The organism is Butyrivibrio hungatei NK4A153, from assembly GCF_000424465.1.
In the GTDB taxonomy this organism is placed as follows: Bacteria; Bacillota; Clostridia; order Lachnospirales; family Lachnospiraceae; genus Butyrivibrio; species Butyrivibrio hungatei_A.
The window spans coordinates 1-17793 of record NZ_AUJY01000011.1; the positions used below are offsets into that span (position 1 = coordinate 1).

The 17793-nt window shown below is 36.6% G+C and carries 24 protein-coding genes; 21 read left to right on the forward strand and 3 right to left on the reverse strand.

The window, feature by feature from the left end:
- The coding region (locus tag G628_RS0106790) for a transposase domain-containing protein (protein ID WP_034500702.1) at nt 1-205 on the forward strand (205 nt) is incomplete at its 5' end.
- A 127-nt stretch (nt 206-332) separates the two neighbouring features.
- Here G628_RS0106790 and G628_RS18700 read toward each other — a convergent pair.
- A complete protein-coding gene (locus tag G628_RS18700) occupies nt 333-488 on the reverse strand; it encodes a hypothetical protein (RefSeq protein WP_155833781.1) in 156 nt (51 codons plus the stop codon).
- Nucleotides 489-708: 220 nt separating this feature from the next.
- Between G628_RS18700 and G628_RS0106800 the strand changes: the two genes are divergently transcribed.
- Nucleotides 709-2823, forward strand: coding sequence for a PASTA domain-containing protein (locus G628_RS0106800; RefSeq protein WP_196803726.1), 2115 nt, complete (start codon nt 709-711; stop codon nt 2821-2823).
- Between the two features lie 93 nt (nt 2824-2916).
- Here G628_RS0106800 and G628_RS0106805 read toward each other — a convergent pair whose 3' ends face one another.
- Nucleotides 2917-3201 (reverse strand): hypothetical protein, encoded by a 285-nt coding sequence (locus G628_RS0106805; RefSeq protein WP_027208795.1) that lies wholly within the window; start codon nt 3199-3201, stop codon nt 2917-2919.
- A gap of 497 nt (nt 3202-3698) precedes the next feature.
- On the opposite strand from G628_RS0106805, the gene G628_RS0106810 reads away from it, so the two are divergent.
- The 7 genes from G628_RS0106810 to G628_RS0106840 all read left to right on the forward strand — a co-directional run bounded on the left by G628_RS0106810 (nt 3699) and on the right by G628_RS0106840 (nt 8362).
- Nucleotides 3699-4001: a hypothetical protein gene (locus G628_RS0106810; RefSeq protein ID WP_027208796.1), complete on the forward strand. Its 303-nt coding sequence runs from the start codon at nt 3699-3701 to the stop codon at nt 3999-4001.
- 3 nt (nt 4002-4004) lie between these two features.
- Nucleotides 4005-4379, forward strand: coding sequence for a hypothetical protein (locus G628_RS0106815; RefSeq protein ID WP_027208797.1), 375 nt, complete (start codon nt 4005-4007; stop codon nt 4377-4379).
- 19 nt (nt 4380-4398) lie between these two features.
- Entirely contained in the window at nt 4399-6018 is a 1620-nt protein-coding gene (locus tag G628_RS0106820; protein ID WP_027208798.1) for a hypothetical protein, read from the forward strand.
- A gap of 22 nt (nt 6019-6040) precedes the next feature.
- A complete protein-coding gene (locus tag G628_RS0106825) occupies nt 6041-6604 on the forward strand; it encodes a hypothetical protein (protein WP_026668462.1) in 564 nt (187 codons plus the stop codon).
- Between the two features lie 44 nt (nt 6605-6648).
- A complete protein-coding gene (locus tag G628_RS0106830; RefSeq protein WP_026668463.1) occupies nt 6649-7020 on the forward strand; it encodes a hypothetical protein in 372 nt (123 codons plus the stop codon).
- Between the two features lie 188 nt (nt 7021-7208).
- The gene (locus tag G628_RS0106835) at nt 7209-7658 is read left to right on the forward strand and encodes a hypothetical protein (protein ID WP_034469715.1); all 450 of its coding nucleotides are present in this window, start codon (nt 7209-7211) and stop codon (nt 7656-7658) included.
- A 188-nt stretch (nt 7659-7846) separates the two neighbouring features.
- Complete coding sequence (locus tag G628_RS0106840) at nt 7847-8362, forward strand: CbrC family protein (protein ID WP_026668465.1); 516 nt, start codon at nt 7847-7849, stop codon at nt 8360-8362.
- 30 nt (nt 8363-8392) lie between these two features.
- Here the strand turns inward: G628_RS0106840 and G628_RS0106845 are convergent, their stop codons facing one another.
- The gene (locus G628_RS0106845) at nt 8393-8677 is read right to left on the reverse strand and encodes a hypothetical protein (protein ID WP_027208795.1); all 285 of its coding nucleotides are present in this window, start codon (nt 8675-8677) and stop codon (nt 8393-8395) included.
- Between the two features lie 205 nt (nt 8678-8882).
- On the opposite strand from G628_RS0106845, the gene G628_RS16680 reads away from it, so the two are divergent.
- The 12 genes from G628_RS16680 to G628_RS0106905 all read left to right on the forward strand — a co-directional run bounded on the left by G628_RS16680 (nt 8883) and on the right by G628_RS0106905 (nt 17679).
- Entirely contained in the window at nt 8883-9236 is a 354-nt protein-coding gene (locus G628_RS16680; protein ID WP_051199068.1) for a helix-turn-helix domain-containing protein, read from the forward strand.
- Nucleotides 9237-9264: 28 nt separating this feature from the next.
- Nucleotides 9265-9804 carry a hypothetical protein gene (locus tag G628_RS0106855; RefSeq protein WP_027208799.1) on the forward strand — a complete coding sequence of 180 codons (540 nt, stop codon included), beginning with the start codon at nt 9265-9267 and terminating at the stop codon, nt 9802-9804.
- A 245-nt stretch (nt 9805-10049) separates the two neighbouring features.
- Complete coding sequence (locus G628_RS19410; protein WP_420314842.1) at nt 10050-10208, forward strand: Com family DNA-binding transcriptional regulator; 159 nt, start codon at nt 10050-10052, stop codon at nt 10206-10208.
- A gap of 314 nt (nt 10209-10522) precedes the next feature.
- Nucleotides 10523-11086 (forward strand): sigma factor-like helix-turn-helix DNA-binding protein, encoded by a 564-nt coding sequence (locus G628_RS18075; RefSeq protein ID WP_027208800.1) that lies wholly within the window; start codon nt 10523-10525, stop codon nt 11084-11086.
- A 140-nt stretch (nt 11087-11226) separates the two neighbouring features.
- Complete coding sequence (locus G628_RS0106865) at nt 11227-11553, forward strand: hypothetical protein (RefSeq protein ID WP_027208801.1); 327 nt, start codon at nt 11227-11229, stop codon at nt 11551-11553.
- Nucleotides 11537-11917 carry a hypothetical protein gene (locus G628_RS0106870; RefSeq protein ID WP_027208802.1) on the forward strand — a complete coding sequence of 127 codons (381 nt, stop codon included), beginning with the start codon at nt 11537-11539 and terminating at the stop codon, nt 11915-11917. The genes G628_RS0106865 and G628_RS0106870 overlap by 17 nt, the downstream gene beginning before the upstream one ends.
- Nucleotides 11918-11937: 20 nt before the next feature.
- Entirely contained in the window at nt 11938-13449 is a 1512-nt protein-coding gene (locus G628_RS0106875; RefSeq protein WP_027208803.1) for a hypothetical protein, read from the forward strand.
- A 13-nt stretch (nt 13450-13462) separates the two neighbouring features.
- Nucleotides 13463-14032 (forward strand): hypothetical protein, encoded by a 570-nt coding sequence (locus G628_RS0106880; RefSeq protein WP_027208804.1) that lies wholly within the window; start codon nt 13463-13465, stop codon nt 14030-14032.
- Nucleotides 14033-14183: 151 nt separating this feature from the next.
- Nucleotides 14184-15083, forward strand: coding sequence for a tetratricopeptide repeat protein (locus G628_RS0106885; RefSeq protein ID WP_027208805.1), 900 nt, complete (start codon nt 14184-14186; stop codon nt 15081-15083).
- A 731-nt stretch (nt 15084-15814) separates the two neighbouring features.
- On the forward strand, nt 15815-16186 hold the full coding sequence (locus G628_RS0106895) for a type II toxin-antitoxin system PemK/MazF family toxin (RefSeq protein ID WP_026666906.1): 372 nt from the start codon (nt 15815-15817) through the stop codon (nt 16184-16186).
- A complete protein-coding gene (locus tag G628_RS0106900) occupies nt 16173-16376 on the forward strand; it encodes an excisionase (RefSeq protein ID WP_026666905.1) in 204 nt (67 codons plus the stop codon). Before G628_RS0106895 ends, G628_RS0106900 begins: the two co-directional genes overlap by 14 nt.
- Before the next feature lie 58 nt (nt 16377-16434).
- Nucleotides 16435-17679 (forward strand): site-specific integrase, encoded by a 1245-nt coding sequence (locus G628_RS0106905; RefSeq protein WP_051199069.1) that lies wholly within the window; start codon nt 16435-16437, stop codon nt 17677-17679.
- Nucleotides 17680-17793: the final 114 nt, after the last annotated feature.

The following is a 17793-nucleotide window of genomic DNA, read 5'->3' on the forward strand; positions in this document are numbered from 1 at the left end:
TGCACTTACTTATTCCATGGTCGAGACAGCAAAAGCCTGTGGAGTAGATGTTTACTACTACCTCAAGTATCTGTTGATCAAATGTCCATCATCTCAGATGAGCGACGAGGAGCTTGAAAAGCTATCTCCATGGAATCCAGAATGCAAAGAAGCTCTTGATGAGCTGTTCAGGAAACATCAAGATGCTATCTTTGATGCAATGTAATCTTTATCATATGTGAATTGTCAAGGTGCTCCGGGTTCATAAGAACTCGGGGTATATTTTATGGGCAAAAGCCCTTGTACCTGATAACAATGGTGGTTGTTTTACAACCCACCGGATTATTGCGCGCTTACTCTCTAAAAACTGCATTAGGGGTTGTTCCTGCATCTTTACAAGCCTTTTTAAACGCTTCTGCTTCCGGTATCTTCATTTTACAACCAAGTACCGTATAATGAGCTAAATTGTATTTATTATCGGCTCGTCTCTTTGCGTCGCTTCTTGGCATAGCGTACCTCCTATTGAAAAAATTTCTACATGATATCTCTCATTTCTTTTTTAATATCATTTTACAAAAAATGTGGGGGACAATAAGGGTTAATATTATTATTTTATCGTATTTTAATAAATGCTTTTAGGATATGATGAGATAATATAAATGTCTTTCTATGTACGGGTATTTTAAGAAACTTATTGTATTTGTGAGAGAAATATATGAGGGATTCGTTATGAAATACAGCGTTCGTATCATAGTCATTTTTTTATTGAGCTTATTGATTCTAGCGGGATGCGAAGAAAATTCTAAAACTTCTATGGTGCAATCATCAGAACAGGGAACAAATCAAGAATCTGATAGTGAAGGTGACGTAGCTTCATCAGAAGAATCTGTGATTGTGATGCATAAGCTCTATTTTGACGTAAATGTTACTTCTTCTGAAGATGTCTTTCAAAACCATTCCATTGAATTATACCTTGATGAACAGCCATTCCATAAATTTGAAGATGGTAAATATTATACGGAATTAGCAGAAGTTGAAGAAGGGAATCATGTTATTTCATTTAAAGTAGATGATGCTATTCTTAATGATCTCAACCAGAACGTTAATGTAAATGCTGATATGAGTATAGTATTTACGCTTGGTTTTAATGATTCATTGGATATTACTTCCTTTGGGACAAGTGAATCAATAGCAGATTCGGCTATAGTTTACGATAGTATGGAGAATGTTGCTTTGGATAAGGCAATAGAGGATCTTGCTAACAAGCATTTTGTCAATGTCAGGTATGAATCAAATGATTCCACAAGTATACTTGATACTTCTGAATGGCTGGTTGTAGGGCAGAATGTTTCTCCGGGCTCACAATTGGATAAGGCGGAAGAAATAGTTTTGACATGTCGGAAAGTATATTTTCAGTTGTATTTTGATTTGTCATTTGATCAGAATATATTTTTGGCAACGTATGATATAGAAGTGTATTTAGATGGGGAAAAGATAGATACAATCCCTCATGGTAAGAATTTTACCTATTCGACAAAGTTAAAGGAAGGAGAGCATACTGCAACATTCTATAAGAGTACTGATAACAAAGTATTTTCTGAAAAGAAGATAAATATCACGACTGATTCGACTTTGAGCGGAAGATTACACTCTAATAACAAAGATATCGAGTTGAACAATTTTGTGCTTAATAATGGCATTGCGGATACTTCTTTTGAAGTGGTGAATGTTGTTGGTATGCAGCTTGATAAAGCTTTATCTGTGCTTGGCGGAATTGGATTTACCAATGTAGTTAAAGAACCTTCCGATGATATCTGGATGGATTCTAATTGGATAGTGACAGCACAGAGTGTTTCTGCAGGAACAAAAGTAGATAAGAACACGAAAATTGTTTTGAATAGCGTAAAAAAGGAAGCTTACCTGTCTTCAAATTATGTGTCATTAAATATGAATGATGCAGCTAAAAAAGCAAAGGAGTTAAACAATGAGATTCTATATGTTGATTACGCTAAGAATATGTATATGACCAATAAGATATCAACTATGGATGAAAATGAGAAAAAACTATGGATTGTCAAACAAGCTTCGTTCAACAGTGAAGGCAAGATTCAGCTTGATTTTATATATACGGGAATGGTAGAGATGCCGAATTTAATGGCTAATAATTTGGCAGATGCGCTAGTGACTCTGAAAAATGCTGAATTTTCAGATGTTGAAAGTAAAACTCAAGATGGAAGTTATATTTGGGATAACTCTGATTGGAAGGTGGTTTCACAGAGCGTATCAGCAGGAACAAAAGTAAATGCAAATAAAAAAATAGTAATAACAGTGGGGAAGAATGATGCGGTTCAGGCTACAACGCAAACTTCTTCGCCGCCGCTGAAAGAGGAAACACAAGATTCATCAGATGCAAGTGCAGAAAAAGAGGCGAAAGCCGAAGAAAATTCTGTTGATTCTTCATCTACAGAACCTGAATCTGTTACGGAGATAAAAAAAGCAGAAGTGGTTTTACCTGATCGTAGCAGTAAATTAGGCAGGGATTATGATTCAAAGGGAGACAGTACTGTATACTATATTAATGTGGATGGAATTTCAAACAAACCAAAACTCAAAAATTGGGGAAAGGCTACAGTTACAGATGGTGTTGCAGAGTATCTGGATAGTCTTAAAGAGCAAAATTTTAAGGTGGAAATAGTAAGTACAGATAAGCAAACGCCCCATTCGGGTTTTACCATATATGACTCTTCATTTAAGGTTTCTAATAGTGAAATAAGCTGGACCATGGATTTATCCATTGAAAGTGAGAAGTATGTAGAATACGAGCTTGATATACATCTTCCATAAGGATATCTGTGGATGGCTCAGTTTAAATCAGCGAGATTTAAAGTAATATTAGAGAAATTGGCACCTGTACAGAATGGATTCTGTGCAGGTGTTTTATATCGCAATCCGCCACTTACTGTTATGTGTATCAAAATATAACCGTACCTTCCGCTTGTAATCAAGTACGACAACAATACATTCAAAAACAAATGTGGAGTAAGAAACATAGAGCCCGTCCGGAGTAGTATAAGGCCCCGGATGGGTAATTGTTCTATAACCTTTTATCGTATAATTTTCATATTGGCCATCTTCGTTCATCAGCCGGAAGCGGAGGGGAATTACTTCGCCGTTCGACTTGTGCTGGCAGATGACGTCTACAGTATCAATCACTCTACTCATAACATATAACCTCAATCAAAAAAGAACTAATGTTCGGGCATAAATATAATATACCTTTGACACGGATGTTTCAATAAAGTTCTAATAAAAAATGTAAGCGGTAATATAAACGCGCATCGCGAAATATCAAAATTAAAAAAAGAACCTATTAGCATAGAGGAGTGGCTAATAGGTTCTTGCGTTCTATATGGCATATAGAACATCTTGGAGGCTTATATATTTTAAGGTTAGAAATATATAAGGCCTGAGCTGGGAATTTATAACAAAATAACGTTAACACATTCTTAAAGTGAAATCAATCTGAATCCTATTTATATCCGATAGAATTATAAATTTCCATAAAAATATCTATAGGCCTATTCCGAAATATAGAAGCTCCTATCCCACTATTTTTCTAATATTCTAAAAAAGAACACCCGGATGACGAATTAACATTGATAAAGACTATCTCACATGATAAGATGTTAATAATTATTTTATAATATGGAGCTATTCTTATGGCAGAAAAAAGCGTATACATAGACACGCGGGTGTTTACAGATATTGTTAATGAGATACAGACCACTTCAGCTAATTGTGTTCTTTCAAAGGATCCACTCAGTAAGGTGAATGTTTTTGAAGGCATGAATGTTGGATGTGAGATGAATGAGATTCTTAAACTTTTCTATAAATCCACAGACACATACAGGCATGAAGCTTCTGAATGTCTTCCAAGAGCACTTCTTACAATCAGGGACGGTATGATCGAGCAGGATAGGATCCTCAGCGAAGGGCTTACTGTAGAAACAAAGCGGAGGTAATAGATGGGACTTCATTCAAGATTAGCAGAGAAGGAACATGAAAAAAGAGAATATGAACGTGATCTTACCGAGTGCGAAGAATCATACGATTTTATCAATCAGAAACGCAGAATTATAGAGGAAGAGATATATCAGCCGGATAAAGCCTATGATATGACAAGCTCCGGCGATTGGTATGGAAAACTTGAACAAGACGCAGATAGTTTCAGAAATGATCTATGTTCAAAGACAAGCATAATACTGAGCAATACATCAAAGCACCTGAATGATCTGCAAAAAGTAATGGAAAGACTCCGGGAACTTATCAGAGAATGCGAAGAAGAAATAGCAGCTCTTGAAGAAGAAATCCGTGAAAGGGAGCGAAGAGATAACGTATGAAAAATTTGGAGTTAATGTAATGGGAAAAAGTTGGGATACTAAGAAGATACATGATTTTATAGAAACTTTTGAAAATGCAGCTCATAATTATATGGAAGGCATAGGCTATCTTCAATCAGGCTATGAAAAATATCAGAATAACGAGACATTCGTAGGCGGAGGCGCTGAAGCTACTAAGAGATTTATAGGCACGAAGCAGTCTGAATTTAACCGCCAGCAATACGAGCTTTCAAAGGAAATGATCAAGAGATACGTTGATCTTGATGAAACTTTTAAGGTTATGGTCGATCCTGCCGATGATGCTAAGATAGATACCGATGTAGTAGGAAGGACAAAAACACGTTTTCAGAGGCAGCTTGAAGAGTATGAAAGTCTGGCTTTTGCAATCCAGCAGAAAACAATGGAAGATGTCGATAAATTCAGAAAATACTGCGGAGACATAGAAGAAGTATATGTAAGGGATACTTTAGCTGACTATGATGAATTTTGCGGCACCGGAGGTTTTCTTTATGATTGCATAAAGAAGGTTGAAGAATTCGACGACGAAGCAAGCAATCGTCTGTTTAATTCAGGTATTAAGGATGCTATTCAGGGACATATAGAAGAAATATCAGATAAAGCGGCAGGACTTGATTCAATACATTCTCATGCTGTTGATATAGATAAGCAGACGGTAAGTCTTGTGGCACTCGGAACAGATGCAACTTTGAATTCAATTAATTTGGCGCCGAGATTGATGGCTTCAAATAGAATAAGCCTTGTTTCACCAAGGTATAAAACGCCTAGAAAATGGTCTTTGGTAAAGAAAAAGTTTTCTATTGATAATATAAAATCAAATGCTGAAATAAATGAAGTTAAATACATAGAATCTATGGAAAAATTATATGGATTTAGCAAAGAAGAATCGAAGCTTTTTAATGATGCATATTTAAAGCATTGTGAACATTATAAAGATGCAGAAAAAACAGGAAACAGAGAAAAAGCTGATTCTTTTTATACTGCACTTGCGTGTTTGTTCACTCAATATTCGGCAGATTCATGGCAATTTAAACTTATGGGAAATAATAAAATGTCTCCAAGTGAAGCTGTTGCATATTTTGATGCTATTGGCGCAGATGGTAAAGCGCTTTATGATGCGGTAAATAATCAACATAATACTTGCCAAAAAAATGAAAAGCGTGATTTTGCGCATGAATGTGCTATATATTCGGTGATGGCAGATGACAATATCTATAAAGGTGCAGCTACATTAGACGATAACGTAGGTGAACTTGTAGGATTTAAAGGTGATGTATATTCCGGAAGTATGGGTGATGATGATAAAATGTCAGATGTTTCAGCATACAATATATATTATCGTATGAAAAAAAGTGAAGATGGTGATATATGGAACACCATGGTTGAATATAATATAGATGTTTGTGATGGTTCTATTAATGAAGCAACAGAATTTTTGCAAAACATGGGCTATGGTAATGCTAAAATTGGAATGACAGTACTAAAAACAAAATTGAATTATAAAACCGCTTCTGCGCTTCTCATAACAGCAACCTCTAAGACCAATCTTACTAAAGTCAAGAAGACAAAAGAGGAATTTCTTGATTATATAGCCGACGAAAGCGGAATAGACTGGAAATAATTTTTTTAGCGGGAGAATAAACATGCCACAAAAAGTACTCAAAAAAATAATATGTATTGTATTTTTCGCATTTATTATAGCGGTAGCAATATATTTTTTTATTAACTATAAAAAAGAAATGATAACAGAAAAAGCTAATAAAGCTGGTGAATCTGTAGAGTTCTCTGGGTATAAAAACTTTTCTATAAAAGAAGGAGCTGTTACATATTTTTATACCCTTGGCATTGCAAAGGTCAAATTTATAAAATATGAAATTGTTGTTGAAGAACCTGATAAAAAAGTAAAAAAGGGAGAGCTTACAGTTAGCGTACAGAACAAAGATAAAGATGGAAAACAAATTGAAGGCAGTTACGATGATACTCGAACTTTAATAGCAGACGACGGAACAGAAAAAAATATGCATTCGGGCATGTTTTTTATATGCAATAATAATTTTGATAGATCATCTTTGGTTACTACCGGATGGATAGATGCTGAGCAAAAAGCCATTGAAGCATATGAAAGTGTTACAGGTTATGTTCCGGTAGAAGAATTAAAACAATATTACAATCGTGCTTTAACTATTTGCAATCAGCTAAACGAGTAATGTAAGAATTAAGTGTTTTTGTATATATTGTCGGAGGTAGGACATTGAATCGAAGTGAAAAACGTCTAGAAATAAAGAAACTCGATGAACAGCTCAAAGAATATGAGAACGACCTCATTATGCTTGAAGAAAGTTATAAAGTAATAAAATTAGATTACGAGAGTATTGTTAAGGACGTTTATGAACCAACAAAGACTTATGACATGACTCCACTTAAGATATACGGGAATGATATATACGAAGGAGCGGAGGAACATCGGAAGAAGATTGTTGTGGGAATTCGGAAAAACCTTAAGGATACAGAAAAATTCATGTCTGAACTCTTAGTTGCTAAAAAAAATATACAAAAAGCAATACAGGAATGTGAAGGTAAGAAGAAGGCTTTTGAAGCAGAACTTGATATTTCAGTATTGTAATATTATGGTTCAGTCAGATTAAGAGATTTGGCTGAGCCATTTTTATATCCATATTCTTCAAACTAGATGCAACACCATATACCGGTCAGAGTAAATGCATTTAAAATTGCATTTACCTTGAAAAATAACCTAATTCATTTTCTGAATATAATAACTGATACACTGTAATTATACGAGGAGAAACTATATTGAAAAATCAAGTTTTTTTAAAAATTATTAAATTTATTCCCGCATTAATAATAGCAGGAGTACTTTTGCTATATATTTTGTGTCCTATCAATAATGATCATGTCGCAAAAAATATTGTAAATGAATTACAACAGATTCCTCTTCCCGAAAAAACAGTAATAGTTGAAGAAAAATCTATGGCGGCGAAACTGTGCGGAAATGGCAATGGAATGCAATATTTTGGTGCGCTATTAATAAAAAGTGAGTTGTCACAAGATGATTTAAATTTATACTATGCTCAGTTTAATGAAAAATATCATGTTAAACCTCAAAGTGATAGCGAAATAAAACAAATTGAAACGCAGATTGTGTACTTTGACACAAACATTGATAGTGACAATTATTACATTTTATATACTTGGGGAGACTATTATGGGATATCTAGTGAATTTGATTTGAGGGGGCATTGAGAATATTTCGTAAATATTAAAATCATTCAAATGGTTTTATATACTTCGTGGAAAGTGATGGTAATTCTTATAGGAATAGCTGCATTGATCATATTTTTGGGAGCAGTTATTCGTGGTTCAATAGAAAGTGAAGTCAGAGATGCTAGGAGAGAGGCACGTAAATGATTTTATGAATGGAGACGCGTTATATGGATAAGAATAAATTACCTAAGTTTAAATATCACCCCAATGTTTATGAAAGTGGAGAAGTAAAGTTTAGCAAGGGTGTTTGTAATTGTTGTGGCAAGGAAGTAGAAGCTTATGTTCAGCATATGTATACAAGGGCGAAGGTAGATTGTATCTGCATGGATTGTGTTGCAAGTGGCAAAGCGGCTGAAAAGTTTGATGGTTCTTTTATTCAGGACGCTGATTCGATAGATAATGAAGCTGCTACAGAAGAATTATTTTGTAGGACGCCGGGATATGTGAGTTGGCAAGGTGAAAACTGGGCGGTTTGTTGCAATGATTATTGCGAATATATTGGTACGGTAGGGACAAAAGAATTGGATGAACTAGGCATTGCGGATGATCTTTTTGAAGCAGACGGCTCTTTTGATGGATATGATAATGCACGTGAGTATCTGGTAAAAGATGGGAGTCTTTGTGGTTACTTGTTCCGCTGTTTACATTGCGGAAAATACTATTTGCGAATAGATGCGGATTAAACATTATAGAGATAGAGCGGGCAAGCGCTTTTATATCGCAATCCGCCACTTACTGTTATGTGTATCAAAATATAATCGTACCTTCCGCTTGTAATCAAGCACGACAACAATACATTCAAAAACAAATGTTGAGTAAGAAACATAGAGCCCGTCCGGAGTAGTATAAGGCCCCGGATGGGTTATGGTTCTATAACCTTTTATCGTATAATTTTCATATTGGCCATCTTCGTTCATCAGCCGGAAGCGGAGGGGAATTACTTCGCCGTTCGACTTGTGCTGGCAGATGACGTCTACAGTATCAATCACTCTACTCATAACATATAACCTCAATCAAAAAAAGAACTAATGTTTGGGTATAAATATAATATACCTTTGAAGCGGATGTTTCAATAAAGTTCTAATAAAAAATCACCTTACTACAGTCAAGTAAATCCTCGATTCAGTTAGGTTAAATGCAGTAAGTTATTACTCTACAATAATTATGTAGTACTTCGTGGGGATTGGAGGTTTTTTTACCACAATGGATGTTACTGCTAAATGGCTGATTGATAGGATTGATAATCTACGTGGCGAAAAGAATATGTCAGAATACAGGCTGTGTGAGCTGTCCGGAGTAACTACTTCGACTATGTCCGCGATGCGAAGACGGACCAGCATGCCACAGATTCAAACAATACAAAAGATATGTGATGTGTTTGGAATATCTTTGAGCGATTTTTTTAAACCGACTGCGGAGCCAAAAAGTGGCATGTATTTATCTGATAAAGAAATGGAAATAGTCACATATTTACGTAATATGACGGAGGCAGATTTTATCTTGGTGCTTACGTATGCCAAGGCGCTTAGTGATGCATATAGTAGTAGGGAAAAATAGATATCATAATGCGGAGGGAGGTTTGGTTATGGCAACTATATCCCGAAATGAGCAGCGCATTAACAATTTATGTATTAGTAACGGATTTGAACCTAAGGATGTGTGCGATCTGACGAAGCTCTTGTTGGAACACTATCGGAGTGGCTTTGAGATACCGCAGCTGTTTAAGATCAATTTGGACAGTGATGGGATCCGTGATCAAAAGATATCGATGCGAAGGGATTTTTTGGAGGCAATGAGATTACCATTAAAAGAGTCTACTGAATATCTTGACAGGATATTTCAAAATCTCAGGGATTGTACCTGGATGCGGTCGATAATTGATATGGTGCTGGATCAGATTGCCGGCGGAATATGCGAGGGTGACCTCTACAAGCGGATTATTGAGAATTACTATCTGAATTCGGACTCTATATCAAATGAGGAGATGGCACGAGCGGAGAATCTTTCTACTGCGTCTATAGAACGTAAGAAGAGAGAGGCTATCAAGTATCTGGGAATCAGCATGTACATATACGCATGTTGCAGAGAACAAGAAGAAAGGGACCAATATGACAGAGCAAGGTGAGCTTTAGAGCTGCTGTTTTGCATTTATATGTGAGACAGTAGCTCTTTTTATGCTTAAAAAAGTATTTGATGGATTGCTGATGGTTATTTGATGGTTTTAGTACATTAAATTGATAACAAGTTGATGGAATAAAAAGTAAAATATGGTGTTATTATATTACGCGACAAGGTTTAAAACCTATCTTTTGAGGGGGAGCAGTAATTTCAAAAGAGGGGGTATAGGTCTTGGAACATGTAGAAGAGAAAATGATCTATGTCTGTTGTCCTGTCTGCGGGCGATTGCTGTTCAAAGGTGAGAGCTTCTCAGGTGTTGAAGCAATGTGCCCAAAATGCGGGGCGAAAATCAAGGCAGAAAGACAGCGGATTTATATTCGTATTTCGTTCGAATCTAAAGAAGCTGTATAGTTGTTACAATTAAATATTTGAGTTATCCGTACCGGCATCGGATCCGGCTGTGAATCGGAATGGTTGCGGCGGGTAGCAAGAGTTTGTTAGCGGCTATGAACGACATAGAATCGTTGAAAGGCGGAGCAAAACAGAAAGAAGTATCTAGTGATAGATATTCTGTTTTGCTTCGTCTTTTTCTTTTGCTCATATCACAGGCTTCTTTCTGTTGCTCTGAGTGTGAACGCAGGTGCATAAGTGGGAGACCTATGTTGGGCGCTATCCATGACTTCCGTTTTTGGGAACTTATGAATTTTCAAAAACGGAGGTCAGAAATGAATAATAGAAAAGATGGACGCCCTTCAATAGCAAGGGAATTAAATAAGAGTCAGGATTTATATAAGTTGTACAGTTTGGAGAAGCATTATCCCGGAATCGAGGGAGATGCAAAATGGGCGATAGCTACAGATCTGTCCCGTGAGGAGCTGGAGGCGTGCGATGGATTTGAACTTAATTTCTTTAAGCCATATATCATCATAACGCCTGAGCAGGGAGAGGTATTTGCGGAGTATGAGCGTTTGGAAAAGAAGCTCCAGATGCAGGATTACCGCCACACAGATATGAATGCCTATGAAGAAGGCATGGAGGTAAATAAGAAGGCTATGGATTACCTCAGAGGCGTGCCCAAAGCTATTGACCCTGAAGAAGCGATAAATGCTTATGTTCTTCGCGTTGCAATAAATCAGTTGCCGGATAAGCTTCAAAGGAGGCTAAGAATGTTCTTTTTCCATGGATTTAGTGAGAAGGAGATAGCAGATATTGAGGGCGTGTCTCAACCGGCGGTGCATTATTCTTTGCAGTCGGCGATAAGGCAGATGAGGTATGTGTTGGATATTTAATAAAAAGATTGTGGCGATGCAGCTATATACGGCTGTATCGCTATTTCTTAATGATTTTCCGTACTTGCCGCCGTATATTTATGCGTGATAAAATATTACCGAAATGTTACAAAATATTAAATATAAGGAAATGTAAATACATGGCAGAAGATAAGGTTTTTATGGACACAAACGTGTTCACGGGGATAGTTAATGATATAAGAAATGCGGCTGATCATTTGGTGCTTTCTGATAGCGCACTTAATAGTTCGGAGTGTCTTGAGGAATTTCCCGCCGGAGTAGAGATTCTTGAATATTTAAAAGAAGTTCATACAACATCAAAGTTATATAGGTATGAGGCTGCTGTAGCTTTACCTAAAGGACTTCTTACGCTTAGAGACAGCATGATAGAAGTTGACAGGGAGGTTAGTGAAAGCCTTAGGGTAGAGAAAACCTCGGGAGGTATGAGAATTGAGTCGAAGAGGTGATATTGAACGAGAGATTCGTCACAACTGTGAGAAAATCGATGAGTATAGGGAGAAGATTTCAAGGCTCCAAGAAAAAGCTGAAATAATAAAAGAGAAGGAACGCACAATTCGTGAAGAAGTTTATGAGCCCGCAAGGTCTTATGATATGACTCACGGTGATGCGTTTTGGGGACAGCTTGAGCAGGAAGCTGAAAGATATCAGACAGAGATTGGTAGTAGGACTGCAGCAGGATTAAGTGAAACGTCGCAGCTTTTGTCGGATATTCAAAGAATAATAGACAGAATATATGAGCTTATCGATGAGCTTGAGCATAGAAATAGTGAACTCGAAGCAGAGCTAAGCTCACTGACGGATGATGATTAAAGGGATGGAGTTTTGTATAGATGGGGTTAGTTTACGAAGATGAAAGGTATTTTTCTGCGTGTGATGTAAAGAAATTTGATGCAGAAAAGTTTGATAGATTTGTTGATAATCTTGCACATGATATAGATAGGTATATTGGGGATGCAAGAGCACTTGAAACCGGATATGGCAAATATTACAACAACAGCACATATGTTGGAAAGGCTGCAACTGCCTCAAAGGAATTCATTGACCGCAAACAGTTTGAAAAATTCCATGTAGGTAGTAAGGATATCCAGAGAGAGCTTTTTAACAGATGCCTTGGTGTAAAAAATATGTTCGAAGCAAGGGTTGATTCATCGCCAAAAGCTCGTATCGATAACGAAACGCTGGATTTGATTAAGCGTGATCATATGACATTTGCCGATAAGCTTGAATATGAAGGTTATGATATCGAGTGCATAGCGCGGGAAATAGAAAGTGAATATGGAAAATATGGTGACGTTACTCAGCCCAATTACCGAAGGGCGCTGGTGGTTTATGATGAATTCTGCGGAAGCGGAGGCTTTCTGGATAAATGCTTGCGGAAGTTTGAGGGCTTCAATGAGGAAGCAAGGCAATACACAAAGCGTTCGATGATTAAAGAGCAATCAAATGAGTTACAGAAAGATATAAAAGCTACAGCATCGGCGCTTGAAGGAATGACAGTATTTAAAACTGAAGTTCAAAGACAGGCGGTATGGCTTAATGCACTTAGTACAAATCAAGCTGTAGTTGATCCGAAAAAGCTGGCAGCAGATATAAAAGAGTGTTTCGAACTTACAGGAATAAAATATGACAAAAACGCTATTGTTGATGCTAATATATTAAAGAATGCGACAGATTTAGCGTTGCTTAATTGTAAGAGCAAAAACGAAAAGGTCGCATTACTGGCTTGCACAGAGGCTGTGCAGGAAATTGTTAGAGATCCAATGACATTAGAAGCATTTTTGAAAGCCCTTTGGGAGACACTTGCTTTAATTGGAACAACACTTGTTACAATAGTATCAATGGCTGCATCTACTGTTGGAGGAATTATAGCTGAGCTTAATCCTGTGGTTCTTGTAGTAACATTAGTAATTGTGCTTATTTCAGGTATTACGTATTTTGCTTCAAAATCAAAGTCAAAATCTTCAGGTAAAGCTAAGAAAAAGGATAAAACTAAAGATAAGAATCAATCTGAAGAAAAACCGCATAGAAAAAACAAAGATGGAGAACCGCTTGGGAAAAATGGGCCGCAGATGCCATCAAAAACAGTGTTTCAACGAGGAAAAACTGAAAGAGTTGATGTTGAAAACCAAAGACCTGGTGATGGAAATGGAAATGTTCATTATCATGATGCAAAAGATACTAAATATATTTTTGATCCAGTTGATGGAAAATTATATTTAGATGAAGAACCATATCCGGAAGCACCACCAAGTATACAAAGGATACTGGAAGATCCGTTGATTCAAAAGGCAATAGACAAAGCTTTAAAATATCTAGGCGAACTACCATATTTTAGTGAATAGGAGAAGTATTAAAATGATAAAAATGAATAAACTTATGCAAGAAGAACTTTTAAAAATCAAAGATATCGATAATACTTTTGATTTTACTGGTAAACTGTCAGTAATTAATCCTGAAATGTATAAGGTACATGATTGTGTCCTCATGAGAATAAATGATAAGCCCAAAGTCTCAGAAGAAACAATTGAAGCAGCTATGAAATATAAAGACTTTAATTATGATTATGAACATAGTGAATTTCTTATTGGGAGCTATTTTGAAGGAATAACATATGAACAAAGTTTAAGATTAGGACTTGATATTGTTGAATTGTGGGGGTATAAATTACATGCTTTATTCCCTGAAGATGAATTTCATATCATAATGTCTGTTGATATTGAAAGTGAATATGATAATAGGGTTATGCTTCGCTATTATAAATATAGAGGTGAAGATGGTTTCCACTATGATTTAGATGAGTTAGATAAATTTGTATTTGATGCAATCTTGGTTAATGTTGTCGAAGCAGTTGAAAATTATGACGATGAAGACGAGGAAATTGAAGACTACGAAGATAATGAAGAAGAATCTGAAAATGAAATGTGAAAACATGTTTTTTTATTAAGGCAAAGATTAAAAAGGAACTTTTATACCCTATTTCAATTTTATTGTACTATGTATCAAGGCACTTATCTGTAAAGGGTAAGTGCTTTTTATGTGCGTTAAGGGGGTTAGATTGAGAAAAAGAGGAAATATTATGAAAAAGACATATAACGATATGACTGCCGTTGAATGTGTTAAGAACCAAGTGAAAACGTACTGGAAAATAATGATAATTTATATTTGTTCTCTAATCTTTTTGAGTGCAATTTATATAGCTGAACGCATATTTATTAGCCCGTTAACTTATGGAAATGATGCGGCTTTGGAATTACACAGTGGATTATCAAGAGTATTTTTTTATTATTACATTGTTTCGGCAATTTTTTGTGCGATTATATTTTCTTTAATAGGAGTGGTTAAGTATATTTCTTTTAAAGAGATATATCTGGCTTGGGGTGATCCTGAGAAATTTATTGAAGCTGAAGGACTCGTTCAAAAGAAAATACCTTTCTGGCGCACTGATAGGCGCAGGAAATGTACTATTGCAAATGCATATCTGGCACTTGGAGATTATGACAACGCTTGGAAATACTATGAGGAAATAATTCCTAAGAATCTTTCTAAATGTTATAACATATATAATATGTTTGGACTTGCATGCTATTACATTGCTGTTGATAATCATGAAGAAGCAGCTAAATATCTTGCGAGACTTGAAAAAGTGAAAGCTACTGCTGCTAAAAAACGTAAAAATTTGAGCGTTATGATTGATTATCTAAAATGCACATTTGCAATTCGTGAAGGAAAATATGAGGAAGCTAAAGAACTCATGAATAGTAATATAGATGGTAGCATATTTGCTAATCAGATAACTTGTTATAATCTAAAAGCTGAATGCTATTATAATCTTGCGACTATTGCTTACGAAAAAGGTGATTATATTGAGGCTATTGTGAGATACAGAGCTGCGGTATCATCTGGAGGCAAGCTGCCTATTGTTGATAAGGCCAAAGAAAAACTTGAGGAATTAGATGCGAGAATAATAAAAGAATAGAATTAGAAAATATTGGGTCTTCTAATTAGAGGCGTTGAAAAATTAAAAAGAAGATAGGATTATGAAAGAGGGATTTGAACATGTTTTTTCAGATATTCAAGCAGACATGGTAAGAATAATAAGCTTAATGCAGATTATCAATATGATGAGATTTATACGAATACAGAAAAAACATCGGATGATATAGCTGAAATGTGGTATCAAGAGATACTGAAAAAATTTAATTTATTTGGAAAAGTGACTAAGCTTAAAAGGCAATCTTCTGTTTGGGCAATTGGAGCCCATTCTTGGAAGATTGCTTTTTTATTTTCAAAATAGACTTATTATTCCCCTTATTTCTGTAGTTATTAGTGAAGGGATTTTCCCTTGTCTGTACTTTGACAAGAGAATATACATTCACTAAGTACGTTCCTGTAGTATGTAGCCCCAAAGGTACGCCTTGCGCGATATAGCCTCACTGGAATGTCGGTAGCACCGGCACTGGCGATGACAGCTGCGGGTATAATGATACTTCCGCTCAGCCACAACTCATCGTAATGGGAGCGGTCTTGCGAGAACCGCAGGAAGGGTTGAGCCTATGGAGCTGTGCTGCAGCCGCTTAGTGATTTCCCGTTCTCCGGGGCGCCGTGGGCAAATAGGGGAACATATAACTGTTTGATTTTAAGAAGGTATTCCGCTGTGTACTGGCAGTGGGTGCCTTCTTTTTACATAAAAGGAAGGAGAGTGTGGTCATGGTTAGGCGTGGAGAGATATATCTTGCTGACTTAGGTGCAGGTGTCGGATCGGAACAAAAAGGCGAGAGGCCGGTAATTATCGTTCAGAACAATAAAGGAAATAGGTATTCGCCGACGGTTTCTGTTGTGCCTATAACAACAAAGATTCATAAAAGTGCGGGAATGCCTACGCATGTTCTGCTAGGTAAAATTGCAGGGCTTGATATGGAATCAGCCTGTATGGCAGAGCAGGTTATGACAATAGATAAGAAGAGGCTTATAGCGAGGATAGGTAAACTTCCCGAAAACGTTATGAGTCGGGATATAGCTAAGGCTTTGAATATTCAGTTGGATTTGAAAGTGGGGAAAAAGAGAAATGGAAAAGATTGAAGTGCCGGTGTGGCGAAAGTATTCACTTAGTATACAGGAAGCGGCTTCCTATTATGGTATCGGAGAGAAGAGACTTCGCAGTCTTGTTTCAGATAACCTGAATGAGGAATATGTGATAGAAATAGGCTCACATGTCAGAATAAAGCGCAGGAAATTTGAAGAGTATCTTGATGATGCAGGAGTTATATAAGGGGCGGCATTCTGGCGCTTTTTTTATTGTAAAGGTACAATAGATGAAGCGTAAAAAAATGCTGCTTCTCCGTTTTTGTTGGAAGGAGCTGATTAAAATAGAAAGAAGGTATGATAAAAAAGGAAGAGTTCTCCATGATGGAGAATATCAGATGCCGGATGGCCGATACAGATTTAGATATACATCTTGGGATGGCCATCGTAAGACAATTTATAGCTGGAGACTTGCTAAGAATGACAAGGCGCCTGAAGGCAAGAAGTATACGGAGTCTCTTCGTGAAATGGAGAAGAAAATCCATGCAGACAGCTTTGATAAGATAGTATCTAATGGAGGAGACCTTACGGTCTTGGAGTTGGTTCAGAAGTATGTTAATACCCGCGTGGGCGTTAGGATATCAACAAGACGCGGATATCAGACAGTTCTGAATTTTCTTGCAAAGGACCCTTTTGGAAAGAAGAGAATTGATCTTGTGCGTAAGTCAGATGCCAAGCTATGGCTTATTCAGCTTCAAAAGGAGAAAGGTAAGAGCTATTCCCAGATTCATACAATCAGGGGGCTTGTCAGACCTGCTTTTAAACTTGCAATGGATGATGATCTTATCCGCAAGAATCCATTCGATTTTGAGCTGGTCAATGTTGTTGTAAATGATTCTACAAGGCGAGATGCCTTATCTCGGGAAGAGGAGCGCAAGTTTCTTAAGTTTATCAAGGAAGATAACCATTACAAGAAGTATTATGAAGGAATCTATATTCTGTTTAATACAGGACTGAGAATATCTGAATTTTGTGGTCTTACATTATCAGATATAGACTTTGAGGATCATTCTGTTAATATTGATCATCAACTTCAAAAAGGTGCTCATGTAGGGTATTATATTGAGGAGACCAAGACGGAGAGCGGTCGAAGGAAGATTCCTATGACTCCCGAGGTGGAAGAGTGTTTTAAGACAATAATAGCAAACAGACGACCACCAAAGCCTGAGCCTATGATAGATGGCAAAGCGGGATTTCTGTATTTTGATAAGGATGGAAGCGTTGTATATTCGCTTCATTGGGATCATTATTTCAAGCACATCCGCGATAAATACAATCATATCTACAAGATACAGATACCATTTGTGTCTCCGCATATCTGCAGGCATACTTATTGCAGTAAAATGGCAAAGTCGGGAATGAATCCAAAGACCCTTCAATATCTGATGGGGCATTCAGATATAAGTGTTACATTAAATACATACACTCATGTTGGATTTGAGGATGCTCAAAGAGAGCTAAAGTCGCTTAAAACCTTAAAGGCAATATGATTTGAGGGTTAAATTATTATATCCATTTTGCCATGGGGAAACGGCAAATGTTTTTTTAAACTGAAAGGGTTAAACTCAAAATTTTTAACCCCGTTTTTAACCCTACCGGTTGCA